Source organism: uncultured Nisaea sp. (genome assembly GCF_963974195.1).
Classification (GTDB): domain Bacteria; phylum Pseudomonadota; class Alphaproteobacteria; order Thalassobaculales; family Thalassobaculaceae; genus Nisaea.
The window spans coordinates 39426-60134 of sequence record NZ_CAXBDC010000005.1 but is presented as its reverse complement, the minus strand read 5'-3'; the positions used below and the strand labels follow the sequence as shown (position 1 = coordinate 60134).

The window sequence follows — 20709 nt, the reverse complement described above, 5'->3', positions numbered from 1 at the left end:
TTCTCGAAATGGGCGGATACGCGGCCTTCATCTGGCCGTCCTACGGAATTGTCGCTCTGGTGCTCGCCGTGATGCTGGTCTCCTCCATCGCCGGAATGCGGGCGCGTGAGCGTGAGTTGACCGCCCTGGAAGAGCGGATGGGGCCTCGCCGGCAGCGCCGCCGGCAGGAAGACCGGGAGGATGCCCGACATGACGCCTAAAAGACGCCGCCTTTCCATCGTCCTGATCGGCCTCACCATGCTCGGTGCGGCGGCGGCCCTCGTGCTGACCGCGTTCGAGGATAATCTCGTCTTCTTCTTCAGCCCGACGGATCTGGCGACCAAGGATGTCGGGCCGGACAGGCGTATCCGGATCGGCGGCATGGTCGAGGATGGCAGCTGGCAGAAATACGAAGACGGGCTGCGCTCCGAATTCGTCGTCACCGATTTCCAGAACGCGGTGAAAGTCGTCTATCGCGGCTCGTTGCCGGACCTGTTCCGTGAAGGGCAGGGCGTGGTGGCGGAAGGCAAGTTCAGCGGCGGTGTCTTCACGGCAAGCGAAGTGCTGGCCAAGCACGATGAAAATTACATGCCGCGCGAGGTTGCCGATGCCCTGAAGAAATCCGGCCGCTGGAAAGAAGGGGAGGAGACGCAATGATCGCGGAGATCGGGCATTACGCCCTTGTGCTCGCCTTCTTCGTCGCGGTCGCGCAGGTCGCCGTACCGCTTTACGGCGCGGCCCGGCGCGACGCTGCCCTGATGGGCTTTGCCGGCCCGGCGGCCTCTGCCCAGTTTCTCTGTATCGCGATCGCCTTCGGCGCGCTGATGCACGCCTACATCACCTCGGATTTCTCGGTCGCCAACGTGGCGGAGAATTCCCACAGCCTGAAACCTCTGCTCTACAAGATCTCTGGCGTCTGGGGAAACCATGAAGGCTCCATGGTCTTCTGGGTGCTGATCCTGGCTTTGTTCGGCTTTGCCGTGGCCGCTTTCGGCCGGCAGTTGCCGGACACGCTGAAAGCGCGCGTGATCTCCATTCAGGGCATGATCGGGCTCGCCTTTCTCGGTTTCATCCTGCTCACCTCGAACCCGTTCGAGCGCCTGAACCCGGCGCCGCTCGACGGCAACGATCTCAATCCGCTGCTGCAGGACCCCGGCCTCGCCTTCCATCCGCCGATGCTCTATGTCGGCTATGTCGGCTTCTCGCTGGCCTTTTCCTTCGCCATGGCGGCCCTGATCGAGGGTCGGGTCGATCCGGCCTGGGCCCGCTGGGTCCGGCCCTGGACACTCGCCGCCTGGACCTGCCTGACAGCCGGCATCACGCTGGGCAGCTGGTGGGCCTATTACGAGCTCGGCTGGGGCGGCTGGTGGTTCTGGGACCCGGTGGAGAATGCCAGCTTCATGCCCTGGCTCGCTGGAACCGCATTGCTGCATTCCGCCATCGTGGTGGAAAAGCGGGACGCGCTGAAGGCCTGGACCATCCTGCTCGCCATCATCACTTTTTCGCTCAGTCTGATGGGCACGTTCCTGGTGCGCTCCGGCATCCTGACCTCGGTGCATGCCTTCGCCGTCGATCCGGAGCGCGGGCTGTTCATCCTCGGCATTCTGATTGTCGCGGTCGGCGGCTCGCTCACGCTTTTCGCCATTCGCGCACCTGCGCTGAAAGCCGGTGGCCTGTTTGCCCCGGTCAGCCGGGAAGGCGGGCTGGTACTGAATAACCTGATCCTGAGCGTGGCGACGGCGACGGTCTTTATCGGCACGCTCTATCCGCTATTTCTGGATGCGATGACCGGCGACAAGGTGTCGGTAGGCGCCCCCTTCTTCAACGCGACCTTCGTGCCGGTGATGATCCCGCTGCTGGTGCTGCTGGCCGTCGGCCCGCTGCTGCCCTGGAAGCGCGGCAATCTGCGTGTCGCCGTCGAAAAGCTCTGGGTCAGCGCGCTTTTCACCGTGGTTGTCGCGGGCGGGATTCTGGTGCTGGAAGAGGGCGCGCCGCTTGCCCCGGTGCTCGGCTTCGGTTTCGCCGCCTGGGTGGCCGGAGGCGTGGTGACGGAGCTGGCAGAACGAACACGTCTGTTCCGGATTCCGCTTACCGACAGCCTGCGGCGCTTCTTCAGCCTTCCGGGCGCGGCCTATGGCATGAGCCTCGCTCATATCGGCATGGCGATATTTATCTGCGGTGCCACGGGCGAGATGAACTGGACCCGCGAACTCGTCGCGACCGCGCGGGCCGGTGACACAATGACACTCGGCCAGTACGAGCTGGTGCTGGAAAAGGTCGAGCGCAGCCAGGGGCCGAACTACTTCCGTGACATGGCGACGCTGCGGGTCACCAAGGACGGCGCGCCGTTCGCCACCTTGCATCCCGAACGGCGGTTCTATCCGGTTCAGCAGATGCCGACCACCGAGGCGGCCATCCGCTCCGGCATTTCAGGCGATCTCTATGTCGCCATCGGTGAAGGCAGCACACAGGGCGGTTATATCGTCCGGGTCTGGGTCAAGCCGCTGGTGCCGTGGATCTGGACCGGCGCCATGCTGATGGTTCTCGGCGGGTTGTTCTCGCTATCGGATCGCCGTCTGCGCATCGGTGCGCCGAAGCGTTCGAGCCGCCGCGCGGCCGCGCCTGCGGTAACGGAGGCTGGAGACTGACATGCTGAAACGGCTGCTTTTTCTTCTGCCGCTGCTGGTCTTCGCGGTGATCGCCGTCTATTTCACCGTGCCGATCCTGACCAAGAAAGATCCGCACCTGTTGCCCTCGGTGATGATCGACAAACCGGCGCCGCCGCATGATCTGGGGCCGCTTCTTGCGGACAAGTCGGGGGTCGGGCCGGAGGCGTTGAAAGGCGATGTGAAGCTGGTCAACTTTTTCGCGTCCTGGTGCGGTCCGTGCCGGTCGGAACATCCGATCCTGATGCGGCTTGCCGCCGAGTCCGATGTGCCGCTTGTCGGTATCAACTACAAGGACCAGCGGGAGGCTGCCCTCGGCTGGCTGCGCGAGCTGGGCGACCCGTTCGGCCGGATCGGTGTTGACGGAGACGGCCGTGCAGCCATCGACTGGGGCGTTTATGGCGTGCCGGAGACCTATGTCGTCGATGCGGGCGGGCATATCCGTTACCGGCATGTCGGCCCGCTGACATCTCAGGCCCTGAAGGAAACGATCCTGCCGATGGTCGAACAATTGAGGGCGGCCAAGGGATGATCCGGTCCATAATTCTGACGCTGCTTGTCGCCATTCTGGCCGTACCCGCATTCGCGGTGGAGCCGGACGAGATGCTGAAGGACCCGGTGCTTGAGGCGCGGGCGCGGGAACTCGGCAAGGAGATCCGTTGCCTTGTCTGCCAGAACCAGTCCATCGACGACAGTAATGCGGGGCTGGCCAAGGATCTGCGGATCATCCTGCGCGAGCGCCTGGTGGCGGGTGACAGTGACAGTGAAATCAAGAGCTTCCTGGTCGACCGCTATGGCGATTTCGTGCTGCTGAAGCCGCCGGTGAAGGTGGAAACGCTGTTCCTCTGGTACGGGCCGTTCGCCATAGGGGTTCTGGGTGCCATCGGTGTTGCCGTGTTTCTTCTGCGGCGGCGGGATGGCGGCGGCGTCAATGAGGCACCGGTGCCTTTGACCGACGATGAGCGTAAACGGATAGACGCATTGTTATCCGAGCAGGATCGGAAAGCCTGATGATCTTCTGGGTTTTTGCCGGGGTTCTGACATTCGGCGTTGTCTTGCTGCTGCTCTGGCCGGTTCTCTCTGCCGGAACGGACGGCGATGACGAGGAGGAAGGCCGCGAGGAAGCGCTGGCGGTTTACCGCGATCAGCTGCAGGAACTGGAGCGTGACCTGGATGCCGGGCGTCTGGGAGCCGAGGATTTCGGCGCGGCAAAACTTGAGGTCGAGCGCCGCATGCTGGCTGCCGCGGCAGAGCAGGAGACAGGCAAGGCCAGCTCTCCAAAACAGGTCCGTAAGCGCCGTCTCGCGGCGTCCGTGCTGGTGATCTTCGCGATCCCGGCGGGCGCTCTCATGACCTATGTCTCCGTTGGCAGTCCCGGCATGCGCGATCTGCCACTGGCCGCGCGCAATGACGGGGCGGGAACCCGTGCGCTTGCCGGTAATTCGGGGGCGAGCCAGGGCACTGCACCGCAACAGTCCCAGCCGGGTGTTTCCGAGATGGTTGCGGGACTGGAAGCCAAGCTGGCGAAAAATCCGGACGATGCCGACGGATGGGCCTTGCTGGGCCGGTCCTACATGGTCACGGAGCGCTACCGGGATGCGGCGGAAGCCTATGCCAAGGCGCTCGCGCTGGTGCCGGACAATATCCAGCTTGTTGCCGCGCGGGGCGAGGCCCTGGTGCTCGCGGCCGACGGTATGGTGCCGCCCGCCGCCGTGGAGGATTTCCGCGCTGTAAATCTGCGTGAGCCTATGGAGCCGCGCGCCCGCTACTATCTCGGTCTGGCGCGCAGTCAGGCGGCGGACGCGGAGGGGGCGCTGAATTGGTGGATTTCGCTGGAAGCGGATACGCCGCCCGGCGCCCCATGGGAGGCACTGGTAAGCCAGCGGATAGACGAGATCGGGACGGAAACCGGTATCGATGTGGCCGCGCTTCGGGACGCCGCGAGCAAGAGCCGTCCGGAAAATTCGGTTCCGGCTCCCGGGCCGACTGCCGATGATGTGGCCGCCGCGCAGGACATGAGTGCCGAAGACCGCTCGGCAATGATCCAGTCGATGGTCGAGCGTCTGGCGGACCGTCTTGCAGAAGACCCGGGCAATCTCGACGGCTGGCTGCGCCTTGCCCGTGCCTATGGTGTTCTCGGCAAGACCGAGGAAGCCAGGAATGCGCAGGCCAATGCCGCCCGTCTGGCGCCGGATGATCTGAATATCCAGCTTGCCTATGCCCGTGCCCTGTTCCCGCCGGGCACGCCGGAGACGGGTATGACGGAAGAGTTCGTCTCGCTGATTGCACATATCCGCGAACTGGCCCCGGATAATCCGGACAGCCTGTTCTATGGCGGGCTTGTTGCCTACCGGAATGGCGATGCTGCGACAGCGAAGGATCTCTGGAGCGCGCTATTGGCTCTGATGGGGCCCGACGCACCAGCTCGCGGAATGCTCGAAGCCCGGATCGAGGCTCTCGGCGGATAGATGAAAACTGCACTGCCTGGTGCAATTTTCATGGCGTTTTCGTGACATTAATCTTGCCGGTTCCGCAATGGCCATTATGCTGCCCTGTCCGTCACGATTGGGATTGCGTCAATATGGCAGTAGCGCATGCGCTGGACTCCGCGTCCGAGGCGCTGGTCGTTCAGGACCTGCACAAGAGCTTCGCCGGCCTGGAAGTTCTTAAAGGGGTTTCCCTGGAAGCCCGGCAGGGGGATGTGATCTCGATGATCGGCTCTTCCGGTTCCGGCAAGAGCACCTTTTTGCGCTGCATCAATCTGCTCGAGATTCCGGACCGGGGCATCGTTTCCGTCAATGGCGAGACCATCGCCATGAAGCCCGGATCGAACGGTACCCAGGTCCCGGCGGACAACCGTCAGGTCGACCGTATCCGTTCCCGCCTTTCCATGGTTTTCCAGAGTTTCAATCTCTGGACTCACATGACCGTGCTCGAAAATGTTATCGAGGCGCCGGTGCATGTGCTGAAGGTGCCGCGCGAAGAGGCCATTGCCCGCGCCGAAGGGCTGCTGCGCAAGGTCGGTATTGCGGACAAGCGGGACGCCTATCCGAGCCATCTGTCCGGCGGCCAGCAGCAACGCTGCGCAATTGCGCGCGCGCTGGCGATGGAGCCGCAGGTCATGCTGTTCGACGAGCCGACCTCCGCGCTCGACCCGGAACTGGTCGGCGAGGTGCTGCTGGTGATGCGCCAGCTTGCCGAGGAAGGCCGGACCATGATTATCGTTACCCATGAAATCGATTTCGCTCGCGAGGTCTCGAACGAGGTGGTCTTTCTGCACCAGGGGCGTGTGGAAGAACAGGGACCGCCTGAACAGGTGCTCGACGATCCGCGATCGGAGCGCTGCCGTCAGTTCGTCAAACGGAGCTGACCGGACAGTGACAATAACCGCAGGGAATCAAACCGGAACCAAACTGGGAGCCAAAATAATGAAACGTTTTCTGACAGCTCTGGCCCTCGCGTCCATCGCTTTTAGCGGTGCCGCGGTTGCCAAGGACTTCAAGGCGGGCAGCAAGGTCCGCATCGCCACCGAAGGCGCCTATGCACCGTGGAACTTCACGGACAGTTCCGGCAAGCTGGACGGCTATGAAGTCGATCTCTATGCCGATCTGTGCGAGCGCATGGATGTTCAGTGCGATCTGGTACAGGCCGCCTGGGAAGGCATCATTCCGGCCCTTCAGGCCGGCAAGTTCGATGCGATCATGGCCGGCATGTCGATCACCGACAAGCGCAAGGAAGTCATCACCTTCTCGCGTTCCTACATGGGCTCCCCGGCGTCCTTCGTCGTCGCCAAGTCAAGCCCGCTGACCAGCCTGAGTGCGGGTATGGACACCATCTCCCTCGCCGATGTCGATGCGAAGGAAAAGGCTGGTCTGGACGCGATGAAGGCAGCCCTCAAGGGGAAGACCGTCGGCGTGCAGATCTCCACCACGCACGAAAACTTCCTGAACGAGTATATGGGCGACACGGTCACCGTGAAGACCTATGACACCCAGGAAAACCTTGACCTCGACCTCACCGCCGGCCGGATCGATGCGGCGCTGGCGTCGCTCTCCTACTGGGTGCCGCTGCTCGCGGGTGAGAAGGGCGAGACCATGGCGATGGTCGGCCCGAAGATGGACGGTGGCCCGTTCGGTAACGGTGTTGGCGCCGGTATCCGCAAGGACGACCAGGAACTGGCCGATATGTTCACCAAAGCCATCGACGCGGCGATTGCCGACGGCACGATCTCGAAGCTCTCCACCAAGTGGTTCGGCTTCGACGGTGCGCCGAAGGACTGATCGTCCTCTGATTTGAAAAACGAAACGATGCGGCCGCCCCAGGGCGGCCGCGTCTGTACTGAACAGAGCCGGAGACAGCCCAGGTGACCTTGCCGGATTGGATGCTACTGCTGCAGTGGGGGGATGCCGGCTGGGGCGACGAAATGGTGCGCGGCATGTTGATGACGCTCGCGGTGGCCATGGCGGCATTTCTGCTTGGTATTGTCATCGGCACCATGGGCGCGGCGCTCAAACTTTCCCGCTACATGCTCTTGCGCTTCATCGGTGAGGCCTACACGACGCTGATCCGGGGGGTGCCCGATCTGCTGGTCATCTATCTGCTGTTCTTCGGCGGCAGCATGGCGGCCATGGCCGTGGCCCGGGTGTTCGGCTACGAGGAATATATCGAGATCGATGCCTTCGCCATCGGTACCATTGCGCTCGGCACCATCTCCGGCGCTTATGCGACCGAGGTGATCCGGGGGGCTGTCCTGGCTGTGCCGAAAGGTCAGATCGAGGCGGCGAAAGCCTGCGGCATGAGCCGGTTTCTGCTGTTTCGCCGGATCATGGTGCCGCAGGTGGCACGGTTCGCGCTGCCGGGGCTCGGCAATGTCTGGCAGCTCACGCTGAAGGACACCTCGCTGATTTCCATCGTCGGTCTGGTCGAAATCATGCGGCAGGCATCGGTCGCCAGCGGATCGACCCAGAAACCCTTCACCTTCTATCTGACAGCGGGCGTGCTTTATCTCGTCCTGACGGCCTTTTCGAACAAGGGCTTCGGCCTTGCGGAACTGTGGGCCAATCGCGGCGTCAGGAGGGCCTGAGCCATGGATTTCAAGCTCATGGCGGAAGCCTTCCCGAAAATTCTCGACGGCTTGCCTGTCACCATGGGGCTGGCCGCGTCTTCGCTTTTCATCGGCTTCTTCCTGGCCATCGTGATCGCGTTGCTGCGAGGCTCCCGGTTCCGGCCACTGGCAACCGCCGCCTATGCTTTTGTCTATGTGTTCCGGGGCACGCCGCTGCTGGTGCAGATTTTCCTGATCTATTACGGCTCCGGCCAGTTCGAAATTATCCGGGAAAGCTTTCTCTGGCCGTTTCTGCGGGAAGCCTGGTGGTGCGCGATCCTGGCGCTGACGCTGAATACCGGCGCCTATACCAGCGAGATCATTCGTGGCGGCATTGAAGCTGTTCCGTTCGGCCAGATCGAGGCAGCCAAGGCCTGCGGCATGAATGCTGTGATGCGGTTCCGGCGGGTCGTCTTTCCCCAGGCTATTCGCCAGGCCCTGCCGGCCTATGGCAACGAGATCATCCTGATGATCAAGTCGACCTCGCTCGCCAGCACGATCACGCTGCTGGAGATGACGGGGATCGCCCGCAAGATGATCTCGCAGACCTACAAGCCGCTGGAGATTTTCCTGATCGCGGCCGTCTTCTATCTGGCGCTTGTTTTCATCGTGACGCGCGCCGTTGCCTTCATTGAATACAGACTGAACCCGGAACGGCGCGATGCGGCCCGCGTGCCCGTGGCCAAGGACCTGCAAACGGCGCCAATTGGCGATATCGATGCCGGATTCCGGTGACACGGGAGATTTTCTTTTTCGCGAGGCAGTGCTTTCCGACGGAGAAATCATCCACAGATGGCTTTCAGCGCCTCATGTGACGCGCTGGACGCACCGGATATTCTCGACGATCTCCGGTGCATGTGACGGGGCATCGCCAAGCGCGGAATCCATGCTCTATATCGTGGAATTTGCCGGCGGAGAGATTGGCTGCGCGCATGTCTACAGCGCGCATGGCGATCCGAACTGGACTGCCATTCCGGATGTCACCGGGCAAACCCGCGCCATTGATTTTCTGATCGGCGAGGCTGATTTCCTGAACCGGAAGATCGGGCAAGCCATGCTTCGGGCCCTGGCCGGAAAGATATTCCGGGAAACAGAGACGGACCGCATCGTCGCCTGCCCGCACCCCGACAACTGGCCGGCTGTCATTGCTCTCAAGCGGGTCGGGTTCCGCGAGAAGGGCCGCCATCCAATCCCGACCATGAACGCGATGTACCTGACCGTGACGCGGCAAACCTTCAAGGGTTAGGTCTCAAGCCCTCGCTTCCGGGCATGACGACGCCTCATTCATTCTGGGTTGGAATTTGTTTTGCCGGTGGCGCAAAAGTAAGCTGCGTAAATGGCAACAGACGCACCGGATGCTGCGGCATCTCCTTCCAGCACACTGACGAACTCATACGGGACGGCTGTTCTCTTCATGCTCGGCGCGATCACGGTACTGCCCTGCATGAATGTGCTGGCGCGCTATCTTTCCGCTGACTATTCGACGACCCAGATTGTCTGGGCGCGCTATACAGGCCACCTGCTGTTCGCGCTTGTTCTTTTCATGCCGAAGTACGGGATAGGGTTGCTGCGGGCGCAGAAGCCGGGCGTGCACATCATCCGTTCCGTGCTGATGTTCTGCTGCACCTGCATGTTCTTTCTGGCGGTGCGCTATATCGAGGTGCCGACGGCGAGTGCGATCAACTTCACTTCGCCGATCATCGTGACGGCCCTTGCCGTGCCCTTTCTTGGCGAGAAGGTCGGGATACGGCGCTGGATTGCCGTGCTCATCGGCTTTTGCGGCGCCTTGATCATCATCCGGCCGGGCGGGGCGGAGAGTCATTGGGCGATGTTCCTCGTCATTGGCACCGCGTTCTTCTATGCGGTCTATCAGGTTCTGACGCGCAAATATGCCAGCAGCGATTCCGCCGAGACCTCGATCACCTATATTGCCCTGATCGGTGCCCTGATAACGAGTGTGGCCCTGCCATTCGATTACCGGATACCGGATAATGCAACCGATTGCGGCCTGTTCGTCCTGACCGGTTTTCTCGGTGGCCTCGGGCATTTCTTTGTCATCAAAGCCTTCCGGCTCGGCGAGGCCTCGCTGTTGTCGCCGATTAATTACGGCCAGCTGCTGATGGCGACATTGCTGACCTTCCTGATTTTCGGAACCTTGCCGGACGCCATGACCTGGCTCGGCGCGGGTATCATCGTGGGCAGCGGTCTCTATATCACCTACCGGGAAACGCAGAAGGCACGGTCAAGAAAGCTTGCGGCCGGAGCCGTCGCTGCCGATCACTGAGGCTGCTTCAGAGGGAGAGATCTGCCCGGAGCTGTCCGGCAAGGCGCTGCATCACCGGTTGCCAGTCCAGCCCTTCATTCCCGCGTCTGATGTCGACGGTGATTGACGGGAAAAAGGGCATGCGGCCGCTGCCGAGAGAAACCCAGTTCAGCACATGCGGCATCGAGTAGCCCGTCTTTCCGAGGGCGCCGGTAAGACTGAGCACCAGGTTTTGGGGCGAGACAACGGCATCAAGCGCGGCAATCAGCGCGCTGACCCCATCCAGATCATTTGTCAGATCCAGACCCGGCGGGCGCAGGATGCGGACAGTGTTCTCTGTTTCTATCCGGGTCAGCTCCGCCGGATCATCGTCATATTGCAAGGTCACGAAACGGGCGCCGGGAATCGTGAGAACGGGGGCAAGATTTTGGGGCCCCGGATAATAAACAGCTCCGAGATCACGATTGGCGCGTGACCGCCAGGACAGTCCGATCCAGGGGCCTGTCCCCTGCTCCGAGAGCCAGTGTTTCCAGTGCGCGACCTTGTCCGGATCCGGTATCAGTATGGTGGCGCTGTCCAGGAAACGCGTGTGATCCGGCCGGAAGAATTTTGGCAGACTGCCGGTTGCGATTTCGTGGGTGCATCCCCGCTCGCTGACAATCGCCGCGTAATCGGCCGGGTGCAGGCGTTGCTCCTGCTTCCGGATGCGATCGAAAAAGCGGAATTCGGGGAAAGACCGCTCAAACAGTGCGCGGAGCCGGTCGGTGCATTCGATCGTGACGCTTCCCAGAGCGCCCTGCGCCAGCCGCTCCTGCAACTCGGGAAAGCATGTCGCGAACATGACTTCGTCACCGAGACCCTGCTCGGTATAGACAAGCAGATGGATGTCCGGCCCGGAGACGTCCGGGGTCCAGCGCTGGGGCGGAAGATTGCGGGTCATTTTCCGGAGCGGAATCAGGCGGGCTTCATAGAGTGACCAGCCGCGGGCCAGGTCGCCGTTTGTCAGAAGATAGATCGCGAGATTGAGGGCGGCGGTCGGGTTTTGCGGATCGAACCGCATGGCTTGCGCGCCGTTCGAGATTGCCGCGTCAATCCGGCCAGAGCGATAAAACGCCTGGGCGAGATTTCCGAAAGCCTCGCTATCCGCCGGCGCGGCAATCGTCGCCATGCGTCCGTATTGTATTGCCGCCGCAACAGTATCCATTTCCAGAAGCGTGGCTGACAGCGAGGACAAGAGGCGCCCGGCTCCGGGATTGATGAGCAGCCCGTCCCGGACACAGCGCTCCGCATCGGCCCGGCGGGTCATCCGGCGTAGCAGGGTGCCCAGATGTTCCCAATGGGCGGGATCCGCCGGGGCACGCAGGCATGCCTGCTTCAGGCAGGTAAGCGCTTCGGCGTTCTGGCCAAGACGGATCGCGCAACTTGCCTGGCGCGCCCAGTAATCGGCGCGCAGGGCCTCTGTTTTCGACGCGCGGCGAAACCACAGCAACGCCCTGGGGTCGTCCGTGGCGTGAACATAAAGCGTTGCCAGGTTGCTCAAGACGCTGCCGCGTCCGGGTTCGAGCAACAGAGAGCGCCGGAAGGCGTGTACGGCTTCCGGACCGCGCCCGGGCAGGCCGGTACAGGCAACGCCGAGATAATCATAGACGGCACTCTGGCTGGCGTCGGCAGCAAGGCAATCCCTGTAATAACCGATGGCGGCCTCAAGATTACCCGCCCGGTGGGAGGCGAATGCGGCCTGAAGCAATGTCGCGCTCATGCCGGTGCCTTTGCGCTGAGTGCGGCGGTAATTTCGGAGATTGTCTGCTCCCAGCTTTCCTCAAACGGTTTGCCGAAGCTCCGGATGCTCGGGAAGCCGGGGAAGCCGTCCGTGCCGTACTGCACGAAAAGGGGCCGGGGATGAAACAGCCATGTCTCTTGTCCAAGGGCGCCGCCGATCCAGCCGAGCGTGCTGCTCGGGCAGATCAGCACGTCCACGGAGGATACGAGTGCGAGGATGTCATCGAAATTATCGGTCAGGTTTAGGTCCGGCAGGATGGTTGGGCCATGACCTGTCTCGCGCTTGAGGGTTTCGATCTCCGTGTCCCAATCCTCGCCATATTGGATCGAGAAGGTCTGGATCCCGGGCAAGGCGAATAGCGGCAGCCAGTCTTTCAGGGCGGTATAGTGCGTGTCCCTGAACGCCGTACTTTTACGTGATCTCCAGGCGAGGGCGATCTTCAGGCCACCGCCGTTTTTGCCAAGCATGTTTTGAACTTGAAATATCCGTTCCGGATCGGGCTTCAGGTAAGGCCGGGTTTTTGCGAAATCGGGAAGCGACCGGCGGAAATAAAGGGCGAGACTGCCGGCATCGATGGCGTAATCGACCGGCTTGTCCTGCGGTAGCCAGTCGTATTTCTGCACCGGCCGGAAGCCATCTCCGGCACGGGCATAAGCGTGCACCAGCGCATCAGGGAAAGAGCGCCGGAGGACCGGGAGCAGCCGTTCGTCGCACTCGATCACCAGCTCGGCGCCCAGCGCTGCGACTTCGGGGAAGATGGAGGCGTAGAGGATCTCGTCCCCGACGCCTTCCTCGGCACAAACCAACAACCGTTTGCCAGCCAGCGGTTCCCCTTTCCAGACCGGCGGCAGGCCGAGCCTGCGTACCCGGTCCGGCGCCTTGTGCCGCCATTCGCGCTCCTGCCAGCCTTCTTCCAGCCGTCCAGCCGCGAGCAGCCGGATGGCGTGGCGCAGATGGATTTGCGGCGCGTCCGGCGCGAGGCGGAGCGCGTTTTCGGAATGACGAAGGGATTGTTCCAGGTCGCCGGAGAAATAGGCCAGCTCGGCGAGACCGGTCTCGGGCGCGGCATAGCCGGGGGCCAGCAGGATCGAGCGGCGGAACCATATTCCCGACTGCCCGTAGTGACGCTGGTTGAACAGGAGAAACCCGAAACTGTTCGCCGCCTCGGCCAGGGCCGGTTTCAGGAGCAGGGCGCGCCTCACGGCGTGGTCCGCTTCCTCCAGCTTGTCCCGGTCCATCAGGGTGGTTGCCAGATTGGCGTGGCTTTCCTCGCTCAGGGGGGAAAGCGACACGGCTTGCCGGTGGGCGGTCTCGGCTTCGTCGACCCGGCCGTCCTGCCGGAAGGCATTGCCGAGATTCATATGCGCGTTGGCATGCCCGGGCGCTTTCCGGACGGCCTGCTGCAGGAAGCCGATGGCGTCGGACACCGCCCCGCGCTCCTGCAGCAACGCCCCCAAATTGGCGAGGGCATCGACAAAATCGGGCGATTTGTCGAGGGCGTTTCGGTAGGCGGTTTCCGCGTCTTCGGGCTTCCCCAGTGCTTTCAGGATCTGGCCGAGATTGCTCAGGTAATCCGGCCGTTCTGGCGCGATCTGCACGGCGGCTTCAACAAGCCGGCGCCCGGTTTCGTGCTGTCCACTCTGGTGCATCAGCACGCCGAACAGATGCAGTGCATCCGGCTCGCGCGGCGTCTGTTGCAGTACTTTCTGATAGAGCGCGGCCGCTTCCGGCAGGCGGCCCTGCTGGTGGTGTGCGAGTGCCTGTTGCAGCAGGTGCTGGGGGCCGGGAGTAGGCATTATTGCTTCGTAGACCATCCGTGCTGACGTTTCATCCGGATGCTCATAGGGCCCGGATGGATGCAGTGATCGAGTCTGTTACATGGCTCCATTGCTCTGTCGCCAGTTTGAGAAAACATTTGAGTGTCGGAAAACCCGGGCAAACTTCCGCGCCTAACTTAGGGAAATATGGCCTGAGTGAGAACTGGTAGACTGGTTTGTCGAGGCTCGCCCCGACCCAGACCAATGTGCTGCTCGGGCAAATCAGGCAATCGACCGAAACGGCAAGGGCAAAAATATCTTCGAAATCATTCGTCATATCGACGCCGTCGAGCACGTGCAGACGGGCGCCGAATGCTTGTCGTGCTTCCGCGATTTCCTGCTCCCAGCCGGTGCCGTATTGCATGGAGACGATTTGCAGATTTGGATCCGTCAGCAGATCCCGCCACTCGTTGAGCCGCGTGTTGAAGAGGTTGCGAAAGGGATCGCCCACCCTTGACCGCCAGGCAAAGCCGATCCTTGGCCCTGGCGGCAATGCGGCCAGTTTCGATTTCATCCGTGCGATCCGCTCCGGTGAAGCGGTGAGATAGGGGCGCTGGTGGTCGTAAGACGCACGATCCGGGCGCAGGCGCGCGGGCAGACTGCCGCCGTCGATGGCATAGTCGACGGGCGAGTCCTGCGGCAGCCAGCTGTAATCGTGGGTCGGCCTGAACCGGTCGCCGCTCCGTCTGTAGGCATGCACAAGACAGTCCGGGAAAGAGCGCTGAAACACGCTGACCAGACGTGGAGCGCATTCTATCACGACGGACGCGCCAGCCGTCAGCAGGTCGGGGATCAGCGACGCGTAGAGGATCTCGTCGCCGACACCTTCTTCCGCGCAAACCAGGATGCGTTTGCCTGCCAAAGGCTCGCCCTGCCAGCGGCGCGGGAGACCGATCCGCTGCACGGCGTCCGGCCGCTTCAGGCGCCATTCGAAGTTTTGCCAGCCCTCCTTGATCTGTCCGGCGGTGAGCTGGCGCATGCCATGCCGGACCCGGATTTGCGGATCGTCCGGGGTCAGGGCGAGGGCCTGTTCCGAAAAACCGAGGCTGCCCTCCACATCGCCTTCGAAGTAACAGACTTCCGCCAGACCGGAATAGGGGGCGGCATAGCGCGGTTGTGCTGCGATGGTCCGTTGGAACCACCGGCGCGCGTCGGTGAAGGTGAGGGTGGTGATGCCGAGAAACCCGTAGCTGTTTGTGGCCTCGATCAGAGCGGGTGCAACCAGCAGGCATTTTCGCAACAGATGCCGTGCGACGTCATGCTGGCCAAGGTCAATCCGGCTTTTTGCTTCGGCAAACAGGACAGCAGGATCGGCGGGACTCAAGCTGAGCAGGTAGCGGAAAAGCGGCGCTGCCGCGACGACCTGACCGCATGCGCGCCGGGCTTCGGCGAGTTCGCGCAAGGCATCGGCGTCGGAAGGATCCAGCAGCAGCGCGGACCGGAAGGCGGTGTCGGCCTCGGCGTGGTGCTCCAGACGCTGCAGAATACGGGCTTTGCTCGCGCGAAAGCTGGCTTGCCGCGGGGCAAAGGCGATGGCCGCGCCGACAAGATGAAGGCCCTCTGTGGATTTCCCCGCCTGATGCAACAGACAACCCAGAAGATGCAAGGCATCGGGATGCCGTGGCACGGCCTTGAGCACCTGCTGATAGAGTGCCGCCGCCCCGGTGAGATCGCCCGCCTGATGCTTTTGCAGGGCCTGGTGCAGCAGGCCCTGCGGGCTGTCGTCCGTCATCTTAACCCGTAAAACCCTGGATCATGTCCGATGCCAGAGGCTCGCCGCGTTTCAGGGCACGGGTTGCCGTCTTTCCGAGCACCCCCTTCAGATGGCGCGGCATCATGCCGTTGGCGGGGCGGATGGAGCGGATGTTTGCGCGGGTGAAGGTCTCTCCCTCCGCGACATCAGCGACGACATAGAGCGAGCGGCGCATCGGCAGGGTGATCAGCTCGGCTGCGGTCGGCCGGTAGTTGGGCTGGCCGATTGCGGCATGCACCGAGCGCAGATCCCTGACCAGTTGTTCCAGCTCCGCCGGCTCCAGCGAGAAGGTACTGTCCACCCCGCCATCGGCCCGGCTCAGGGTGAAGTGCTTCTCGACCAGCACGGCACCAACCGCAACGGCGGCTGCGGCAACGATATTGTCCAGCGTGTGGTCGGACAGGCCGATGGCGACATCGAGGCGTTTTGTCAGATCGGTGATGGTCGAGAGATTGGCCTGCTCGACGGGTGTCGGATAACCGCTGGTGCAGTGCAGGACGAGGATCTCCGTCGCCCCGGCGGCGCGCGCCGTGGCGACGGCTTCCTCGATTTCCTCGAAACTGGCCATGCCGGTGGAGATGATCAGCGGTTTTCCGGTCCGGGCGCACAGCTCGATCAGGTCGAGATAGACAATCTCCGGCGAGGCGATCTTGTAAGCCGGCGCGTGCAGCCGTTCCAGCAGCTCGACAGCCGTCGGATCGAACGGGGCGGAGAACATCGTGATGCCGAGATTACGGGCATGGGTAAACAGCTCCGCATGCCAGTCCCAGGGGGTATGGGCCTCCTCATAAAGCTCGTAGAGCTTGCGGCCCTTCCAGAGCCCGTCCCTGATCAGGAATTCCGGGCCATCATGATCGATGGTGATGGTGTCCGCGCGATAGGTCTGGATCTTCACCGCATCGGCGCCCGCCGCCTTGGCGGCTTCGATCAGGGCGAGGGCGCGGCCGACATCGCCATTATGGTTGCCGGACAGCTCCGCCACGACATAGGGCGGGTGATCCGGGCCGACCGGGCGTCCGTTGATCTTGAAGGTGCTGGCCATGGTTCCCGTGACTTGGCGATGTGAAGTCGCCAGAATAGCTTTTTTTACCGGGGGATAGAAGGGATGGCCGAAAGGTGAGTCCGGGGATGCTGGCAATTCGGGCCGACGCCGACGGGCGGATCGGCCTCGGCCATGCCATGCGCTGCTTTGCGCTGGCCGAAACCTGGTGCGCACAGGGCGGTGAAGCGGTGTTTTTTTCCGGTGCGGCGTTGCCTGACCCGGTGCTGGCGAGGCTCGACGGTGCAGGTATCGAGCATCGGGTGCTTTCCGCGCCGGATAACGGCCCTGACTTTGCCGGAGCGGCGGCCGGGATCGGCGCGCGCTGGCTGATCATTGACGGTTCCTTCGCGACGTCCGGCTATCTCGATCTTGTTGGCAAAGCAGGCCTGCCGATCCTGTTGCTCGACGATGCGGCATCGGCGGAGCACTATCCCTGCGATCTGTTGCTGAACCAGAATGTGCAGGCATCGCCCGATAAATATACCGGGCGCACCGGAGCAAGGGTCCTGGCCGGACCCGGATATGCCCTGATCCGTGCCGATATGCGCCAGGCTGTGCCGCCCCGGACGATCCCGGAGCGGCCGCAGCGCATTCTTGTGCTGGTGGGAGGCGCGGACCCCGGCGGGCATCTTGAAATGCTGGCGCAGGCAGCGGCGCAGGCGCTGCTGAAAGCTGGTTTGGGAGACGGCCATGTCGATGCGGTGATCGGCCCGGCGAGCACCTGGCAACCGCCGGCGGATGCAGGTCCGATGATCGCCTATCATCGCGGCGTGAAGGATATGGGCGCCTTGATCGGCAAGGCGGATCTGGCGATTTCCTCTGCCGGCTCCACTGTGTGGGAGCTGTCCTTGCAGGGCACGCCGATGATCCTCGGCGCCAGTGTTCCTGTGGAAGAGCCGGTGGGCGCGGGAATGGCGGCCCGGGGAGCGGCGCTTTATCTCGGACGCTTTTCTGACTGCTTGCCAGAGCAACTGGTGGCGGAAATTGTCAGGCTGTTGCAAGATTCAGCCATGCGTCGAAAGCTCTCCGCCACCGCATCGGCTCTTGTCGACGGGCGCGGGGCGGAACGGGTGATCGACGCCATGCTGGGAATTGAGGCGGGGACGGGAATTCCGTGAAAACTGTTGTGATCATCCAGGCGCGCATGACCTCGACGCGCCTGCCCGGCAAGGTGCTGAAGGAAGTCCTCGGGAAACCGCTTCTCGGCTATCAGCTCGAACGTGTCGGTCGTTGCCGGACGGTGGATGAGATCGTCGTCGCCACCACGGTGAACGCGACGGACGATCCGGTGGCGGAGTTTGTCGAGGGCGAAGGACTGCGCGTCTGGCGCGGCTCGGAAGCGGACGTGCTGTCACGCTATGCCGAAGCGGCGGAAATGGCGGGCGCCGATCTCGTCGTGCGCCTGACCGCCGATTGCCCGCTGATCGACCCAGCACTGGTGGATCAGGTTGTCGAAACACTGCGGGACAGCAATCCGCCGCTCGATTACGTCTCCAACACCACCCCGCGCACGCTGCCCATGGGGCTCGACGCCGAGGGTATCCGGGGCACCGCCCTGATGGCGGCGCATCGCGAGGCCGAGGCCCGGCAGGAGAGGGAGCATGTCACGCCCTTCCTCTACAACAACAAGGACCGGTTCGCCTGCCATTACCTGCTGCACGAGCCGCCGATCACAGGGCATCGCTGGACGGTGGATCACCCGGAGGATTTCGAACTGGTCCGGCGCATTCTCGAAGCGCTTTATCCGGTGAACTCGGCCTTCACCTATCAGGATGTGCTGGCGCTGCTGGAGCAGTATCCGGACTGGCCGCTGATCAATCGCGGGGTTTATGAACGTCCCCAGCCTGTGAAAAATGACAGCGGCGCCTATCCCGATCAGGCCTGAGCCGCCGCCAAACCGGAGTAACCCGATGACGGACACCTACCGCACCGAGCAGGAAGCCTTCTGGGCCGGATCGTTCGGCAATGCCTATATCGACCGGAACCGGGACGCCGCCATCCTGGCCTCCCGCACGGCGATGTTCACCCGCATCCTGTCACGGGCGGGAAAAGTGGGCTCGGTGGTCGAGTTCGGCGCCAATATCGGCCTCAACATGCTGGCCCTCCGCACCCTGCTGCCGGAAGCGAAACTGTCGGCCATCGAGATCAACCCGGAAGCGGTGAAGATCCTTGAGACGCAGGAGCGGCTGAACGTCCATCACGGCTCGATCCTGGAGCCGCAGGTGGATGCGCCGCACGACCTCTCCTTCACGTCCGGTGTGCTCATCCATATCAATCCCGACGCACTGCCGAGCGTCTATGACAATCTCTACGCGGCCAGCGGGCGCTACATCGCGCTGTCGGAATATTACAACCCGGCCCCCGTCGCGATCCCCTATCGGGGGCATGACGACCGGCTGTTCAAACGGGATTTCGCCGGCGACCTGCTGGACCGGTTCCCGGACCTCAAACTGGTCGATTACGGGTTTTGCTATCACCGGGACCCGAATTTCCCGGCGGACGACATGACCTGGTTTTTGCTGGAGAAGAGGGTTTCTTGAAATGTAGTGCAATTTGCACTACATTTGGTGCAAAGGAGACAGCCATGCTGGACTTTGAAAGCAGCGATTCCGATAGCGAAAAACAGACCCGGACGACGCAGGTTCGTCACGGCGACAATCTCGGTGACTTGATCGCACGGGCCGCGTCGGCTCTTGCCGTGGATAAATCGGTTTTCCTGCGCGCGGCGATTGCCAAGGAAGCGAAGCGTGTTCTGGAGGCGGGCTCCCGCCACACTCTCACACCGGAAGACGCGGCTTTGTTCGCGGCTGCTCTCGATGCGCCGCCCGCGCCGACTCCCCGCGCTCTTGCCGCAGCCAAGGCCTACAAGCGCCGCGTCGTGCATGCCGACTGAAATCGGTGATCTCCGTATTGAGCTTTTCGATCCGGCACGGCACGACCGTGCCGGTTTTTCATGCGGGGTGGAGCGTCTCGACAATTTTCTGAAGCTCACGGCGAAGAAGCAGCAGAAGGACGATATGACGCGGGTCTATGTCGCGGTCGAGGATGGCGAGACGCGTGTGTTCGGATATCACGCGATCAATCTGGGTATGATGAATGCGGACCAACTCGCCAAGCGGCCACGCGGCGCGCCGGAACATGGCGAGCTGCCGATCCTGTTCCTCGGACAGGTCGCCGTAAGCGAGGCGGCGCAAGGTCAGGGGATCGGCTCGATCCTCATGCATCATGTTTTCCAGAAAGCTTGCGGAGTGGCTGAACAGGCTGGCTGCTACGCTGTGGTACTAGACGTGATGTCCGATGGCGGTGAGGAGGCATTCCGGCGCCGGTGTCACTGGTACGGGGAGTTCGGCTTTCAGCCTTTTGCAATCAATCCAGCACGGATGTTCATGACCATGAAGCAGGTCCGTACTCTGGTGGCTTGAAATATGCTCCTTCAAAGAGGGAAACCTTACGCAATCCCAGTATCCGCAGTTAGGCTGTCCGCTACCTCAAAAGAGATCAAAGAATGACGATCACAAATCAGGATGAACTGGACGGGCTGAAGGAGATCGGCCGGATTGTCGCCAATACCATGCGGGACATGGCAAAGGCGATGGAGCCCGGCATGACGACGCGGGAGCTGGATGAGATCGGCCGTGCCTTGCTGGAGCGCGAAGGGGCCGTTTCAGCGCCGCAATCCAGTTATGATTTTCCGGGGGCGACCTGCATCAGTGTGAATGAGGAAATCGCCCATGGCATCCCGGGCGGCAGGGTGATTGGGGCAGGCGATCTGGTTAATATCGATGTCTCGGCTTCGAAGAACGGCTATTTCGCCGATACGGGCGCGACATATCGCGTTGCTCCTGTTCTTCCTTCGCTGGATCGCCTTTGCCGTGATGGAAAGCGTGCCACGCAGATCGGGATTGCCCAAGTTTCTAGCAACAAGCCTCTGGCGGGTATCGGAAATGCAATTGGGCGTTTTGCCGAGAAGCGGGGGTATACGTTGATCCGGAATCTTGCCAGCCATGGCGTCGGCCGGTCGTTGCATGAATATCCCGGTGAAATCGCGACATGGCCCACGCGTCACGATAAGCGCCGCATCAACAAAGGGCTCGTGCTGACTGTTGAGCCGTTCTTGTCTACCGGCGGCCACTGGGCCGCCGATGGAGATGACGGCTGGACGCTTTATAGCGATCCGCGCGCACCTGTTGTTCAGTATGAACACACCGTCGTTGCGACGGACCGGGGGGCACTTGTTGTCACCTTACCTGGATAAGGCGAAATGAAAACGGCCCCTCGAAAGGGGCCGTTTCTCGCATGTTATGA

General features: G+C 62.4%; 22 protein-coding genes. 18 read left to right on the top strand and 4 right to left on the bottom strand.

Features of this window, described 5'->3' with window-relative positions; genetic code table 11:
• Window positions 1–8: 8 nt before the first annotated feature.
• From ccmD to AAC126_RS02280, 12 genes are all read left to right on the top strand, one after another.
• Window positions 9–200, top strand: a complete 192-nt coding sequence (gene ccmD / locus AAC126_RS02335) for a heme exporter protein CcmD (protein WP_339849614.1) — start codon at window positions 9–11, stop codon at window positions 198–200.
• Window positions 190–636: a cytochrome c maturation protein CcmE gene (gene ccmE / locus AAC126_RS02330; protein ID WP_339849611.1), complete on the top strand. Its 447-nt coding sequence runs from the start codon at window positions 190–192 to the stop codon at window positions 634–636. Before ccmD ends, ccmE begins: the two co-directional genes overlap by 11 nt.
• A complete protein-coding gene (locus AAC126_RS02325) occupies window positions 633–2627 on the top strand; it encodes a heme lyase CcmF/NrfE family subunit (RefSeq protein WP_339849608.1) in 1995 nt (664 codons plus the stop codon). Before ccmE ends, AAC126_RS02325 begins: the two co-directional genes overlap by 4 nt.
• Before the next feature lies 1 nt (window position 2628).
• A complete protein-coding gene (locus AAC126_RS02320; RefSeq protein ID WP_339849605.1) occupies window positions 2629–3177 on the top strand; it encodes a DsbE family thiol:disulfide interchange protein in 549 nt (182 codons plus the stop codon).
• Window positions 3174–3656, top strand: coding sequence for a cytochrome c-type biogenesis protein (locus tag AAC126_RS02315; protein ID WP_339849602.1), 483 nt, complete (start codon window positions 3174–3176; stop codon window positions 3654–3656). Before AAC126_RS02320 ends, AAC126_RS02315 begins: the two co-directional genes overlap by 4 nt.
• Window positions 3656–5113, top strand: coding sequence for a c-type cytochrome biogenesis protein CcmI (ccmI, locus tag AAC126_RS02310; protein ID WP_339849600.1), 1458 nt, complete (start codon window positions 3656–3658; stop codon window positions 5111–5113). The genes AAC126_RS02315 and ccmI overlap by 1 nt, the downstream gene beginning before the upstream one ends.
• 113 nt (window positions 5114–5226) lie before the next feature.
• Window positions 5227–6015: an ABC transporter ATP-binding protein gene (locus AAC126_RS02305; protein WP_339849599.1), complete on the top strand. Its 789-nt coding sequence runs from the start codon at window positions 5227–5229 to the stop codon at window positions 6013–6015.
• Window positions 6016–6073: 58 nt separating this feature from the next.
• Window positions 6074–6925, top strand: a complete 852-nt coding sequence (locus tag AAC126_RS02300; RefSeq protein ID WP_339849598.1) for a transporter substrate-binding domain-containing protein — start codon at window positions 6074–6076, stop codon at window positions 6923–6925.
• An 83-nt stretch (window positions 6926–7008) separates the two neighbouring features.
• The gene (locus AAC126_RS02295) at window positions 7009–7728 is read left to right on the top strand and encodes an ABC transporter permease (protein WP_339849596.1); all 720 of its coding nucleotides are present in this window, start codon (window positions 7009–7011) and stop codon (window positions 7726–7728) included.
• Between the two features lie 3 nt (window positions 7729–7731).
• Complete coding sequence (locus AAC126_RS02290) at window positions 7732–8484, top strand: ABC transporter permease (protein WP_339849595.1); 753 nt, start codon at window positions 7732–7734, stop codon at window positions 8482–8484.
• Entirely contained in the window at window positions 8468–8995 is a 528-nt protein-coding gene (locus AAC126_RS02285; RefSeq protein ID WP_339849593.1) for a GNAT family N-acetyltransferase, read from the top strand. Before AAC126_RS02290 ends, AAC126_RS02285 begins: the two co-directional genes overlap by 17 nt.
• 90 nt (window positions 8996–9085) lie before the next feature.
• The gene (locus AAC126_RS02280) at window positions 9086–10033 is read left to right on the top strand and encodes a DMT family transporter (RefSeq protein WP_339849590.1); all 948 of its coding nucleotides are present in this window, start codon (window positions 9086–9088) and stop codon (window positions 10031–10033) included.
• Window positions 10034–10040: 7 nt separating this feature from the next.
• Here AAC126_RS02280 and AAC126_RS02275 read toward each other — a convergent pair whose 3' ends face one another.
• Genes AAC126_RS02275 through pseI form a run of 4 tightly spaced genes read right to left on the bottom strand, consistent with a single transcriptional unit; the run spans window position 10041 to window position 16404 of the window.
• The gene (locus AAC126_RS02275) at window positions 10041–11771 is read right to left on the bottom strand and encodes a tetratricopeptide repeat protein (protein WP_339849588.1); all 1731 of its coding nucleotides are present in this window, start codon (window positions 11769–11771) and stop codon (window positions 10041–10043) included.
• Window positions 11768–13588, bottom strand: coding sequence for a tetratricopeptide repeat protein (locus AAC126_RS02270; protein WP_339849585.1), 1821 nt, complete (start codon window positions 13586–13588; stop codon window positions 11768–11770). The genes AAC126_RS02275 and AAC126_RS02270 overlap by 4 nt, the downstream gene beginning before the upstream one ends.
• Before the next feature lie 43 nt (window positions 13589–13631).
• A complete protein-coding gene (locus AAC126_RS02265; RefSeq protein ID WP_339849583.1) occupies window positions 13632–15341 on the bottom strand; it encodes a tetratricopeptide repeat protein in 1710 nt (569 codons plus the stop codon).
• A gap of 1 nt (window position 15342) precedes the next feature.
• On the bottom strand, window positions 15343–16404 hold the full coding sequence (gene pseI / locus AAC126_RS02260; RefSeq protein ID WP_339849580.1) for a pseudaminic acid synthase: 1062 nt from the start codon (window positions 16402–16404) through the stop codon (window positions 15343–15345).
• A gap of 86 nt (window positions 16405–16490) precedes the next feature.
• Here pseI and AAC126_RS02255 point away from each other — a divergent pair, with 86 nt between their 5' ends.
• From AAC126_RS02255 to map, 6 genes are all read left to right on the top strand, one after another.
• The gene (locus tag AAC126_RS02255) at window positions 16491–17522 is read left to right on the top strand and encodes a hypothetical protein (RefSeq protein ID WP_339849578.1); all 1032 of its coding nucleotides are present in this window, start codon (window positions 16491–16493) and stop codon (window positions 17520–17522) included.
• Complete coding sequence (locus tag AAC126_RS02250; RefSeq protein WP_339849575.1) at window positions 17519–18289, top strand: glycosyltransferase family protein; 771 nt, start codon at window positions 17519–17521, stop codon at window positions 18287–18289. Before AAC126_RS02255 ends, AAC126_RS02250 begins: the two co-directional genes overlap by 4 nt.
• Before the next feature lie 25 nt (window positions 18290–18314).
• On the top strand, window positions 18315–18944 hold the full coding sequence (locus AAC126_RS02245) for a pseudaminic acid biosynthesis-associated methylase (protein ID WP_339849573.1): 630 nt from the start codon (window positions 18315–18317) through the stop codon (window positions 18942–18944).
• 44 nt (window positions 18945–18988) lie between these two features.
• Window positions 18989–19297 (top strand): DUF1778 domain-containing protein, encoded by a 309-nt coding sequence (locus tag AAC126_RS02240; protein WP_339849571.1) that lies wholly within the window; start codon window positions 18989–18991, stop codon window positions 19295–19297.
• Complete coding sequence (locus AAC126_RS02235; protein ID WP_339849568.1) at window positions 19287–19826, top strand: GNAT family N-acetyltransferase; 540 nt, start codon at window positions 19287–19289, stop codon at window positions 19824–19826. Before AAC126_RS02240 ends, AAC126_RS02235 begins: the two co-directional genes overlap by 11 nt.
• A gap of 83 nt (window positions 19827–19909) precedes the next feature.
• On the top strand, window positions 19910–20659 hold the full coding sequence (gene map / locus AAC126_RS02230; protein WP_339849565.1) for a type I methionyl aminopeptidase: 750 nt from the start codon (window positions 19910–19912) through the stop codon (window positions 20657–20659).
• Window positions 20660–20709 lie beyond the last annotated feature (50 nt).

Coding starts and splice junctions, on each gene's coding strand:
- ccmD (WP_339849614.1), top strand. CDS start 9: ATGGGCGGATACGCGGCCTTCATCTGGCCGTCCTACGGAATTGTCGCT.
- ccmE (WP_339849611.1), top strand. CDS start 190: ATGACGCCTAAAAGACGCCGCCTTTCCATCGTCCTGATCGGCCTCACC.
- AAC126_RS02325 (WP_339849608.1), top strand. CDS start 633: ATGATCGCGGAGATCGGGCATTACGCCCTTGTGCTCGCCTTCTTCGTC.
- AAC126_RS02320 (WP_339849605.1), top strand. CDS start 2,629: ATGCTGAAACGGCTGCTTTTTCTTCTGCCGCTGCTGGTCTTCGCGGTG.
- AAC126_RS02315 (WP_339849602.1), top strand. CDS start 3,174: ATGATCCGGTCCATAATTCTGACGCTGCTTGTCGCCATTCTGGCCGTA.
- ccmI (WP_339849600.1), top strand. CDS start 3,656: ATGATCTTCTGGGTTTTTGCCGGGGTTCTGACATTCGGCGTTGTCTTG.
- AAC126_RS02305 (WP_339849599.1), top strand. CDS start 5,227: ATGGCAGTAGCGCATGCGCTGGACTCCGCGTCCGAGGCGCTGGTCGTT.
- AAC126_RS02300 (WP_339849598.1), top strand. CDS start 6,074: ATGAAACGTTTTCTGACAGCTCTGGCCCTCGCGTCCATCGCTTTTAGC.
- AAC126_RS02290 (WP_339849595.1), top strand. CDS start 7,732: ATGGATTTCAAGCTCATGGCGGAAGCCTTCCCGAAAATTCTCGACGGC.
- AAC126_RS02285 (WP_339849593.1), top strand. CDS start 8,468: ATGCCGGATTCCGGTGACACGGGAGATTTTCTTTTTCGCGAGGCAGTG.
- AAC126_RS02280 (WP_339849590.1), top strand. CDS start 9,086: ATGGCAACAGACGCACCGGATGCTGCGGCATCTCCTTCCAGCACACTG.
- AAC126_RS02275 (WP_339849588.1), bottom strand. CDS start 11,771: ATGAGCGCGACATTGCTTCAGGCCGCATTCGCCTCCCACCGGGCGGGT.
- AAC126_RS02270 (WP_339849585.1), bottom strand. CDS start 13,588: ATGCCTACTCCCGGCCCCCAGCACCTGCTGCAACAGGCACTCGCACAC.
- AAC126_RS02265 (WP_339849583.1), bottom strand. CDS start 15,341: ATGACGGACGACAGCCCGCAGGGCCTGCTGCACCAGGCCCTGCAAAAG.
- pseI (WP_339849580.1), bottom strand. CDS start 16,404: ATGGCCAGCACCTTCAAGATCAACGGACGCCCGGTCGGCCCGGATCAC.
- AAC126_RS02255 (WP_339849578.1), top strand. CDS start 16,491: ATGCTGGCAATTCGGGCCGACGCCGACGGGCGGATCGGCCTCGGCCAT.
- AAC126_RS02245 (WP_339849573.1), top strand. CDS start 18,315: ATGACGGACACCTACCGCACCGAGCAGGAAGCCTTCTGGGCCGGATCG.
- AAC126_RS02240 (WP_339849571.1), top strand. CDS start 18,989: ATGCTGGACTTTGAAAGCAGCGATTCCGATAGCGAAAAACAGACCCGG.
- AAC126_RS02235 (WP_339849568.1), top strand. CDS start 19,287: ATGCCGACTGAAATCGGTGATCTCCGTATTGAGCTTTTCGATCCGGCA.
- map (WP_339849565.1), top strand. CDS start 19,910: ATGACGATCACAAATCAGGATGAACTGGACGGGCTGAAGGAGATCGGC.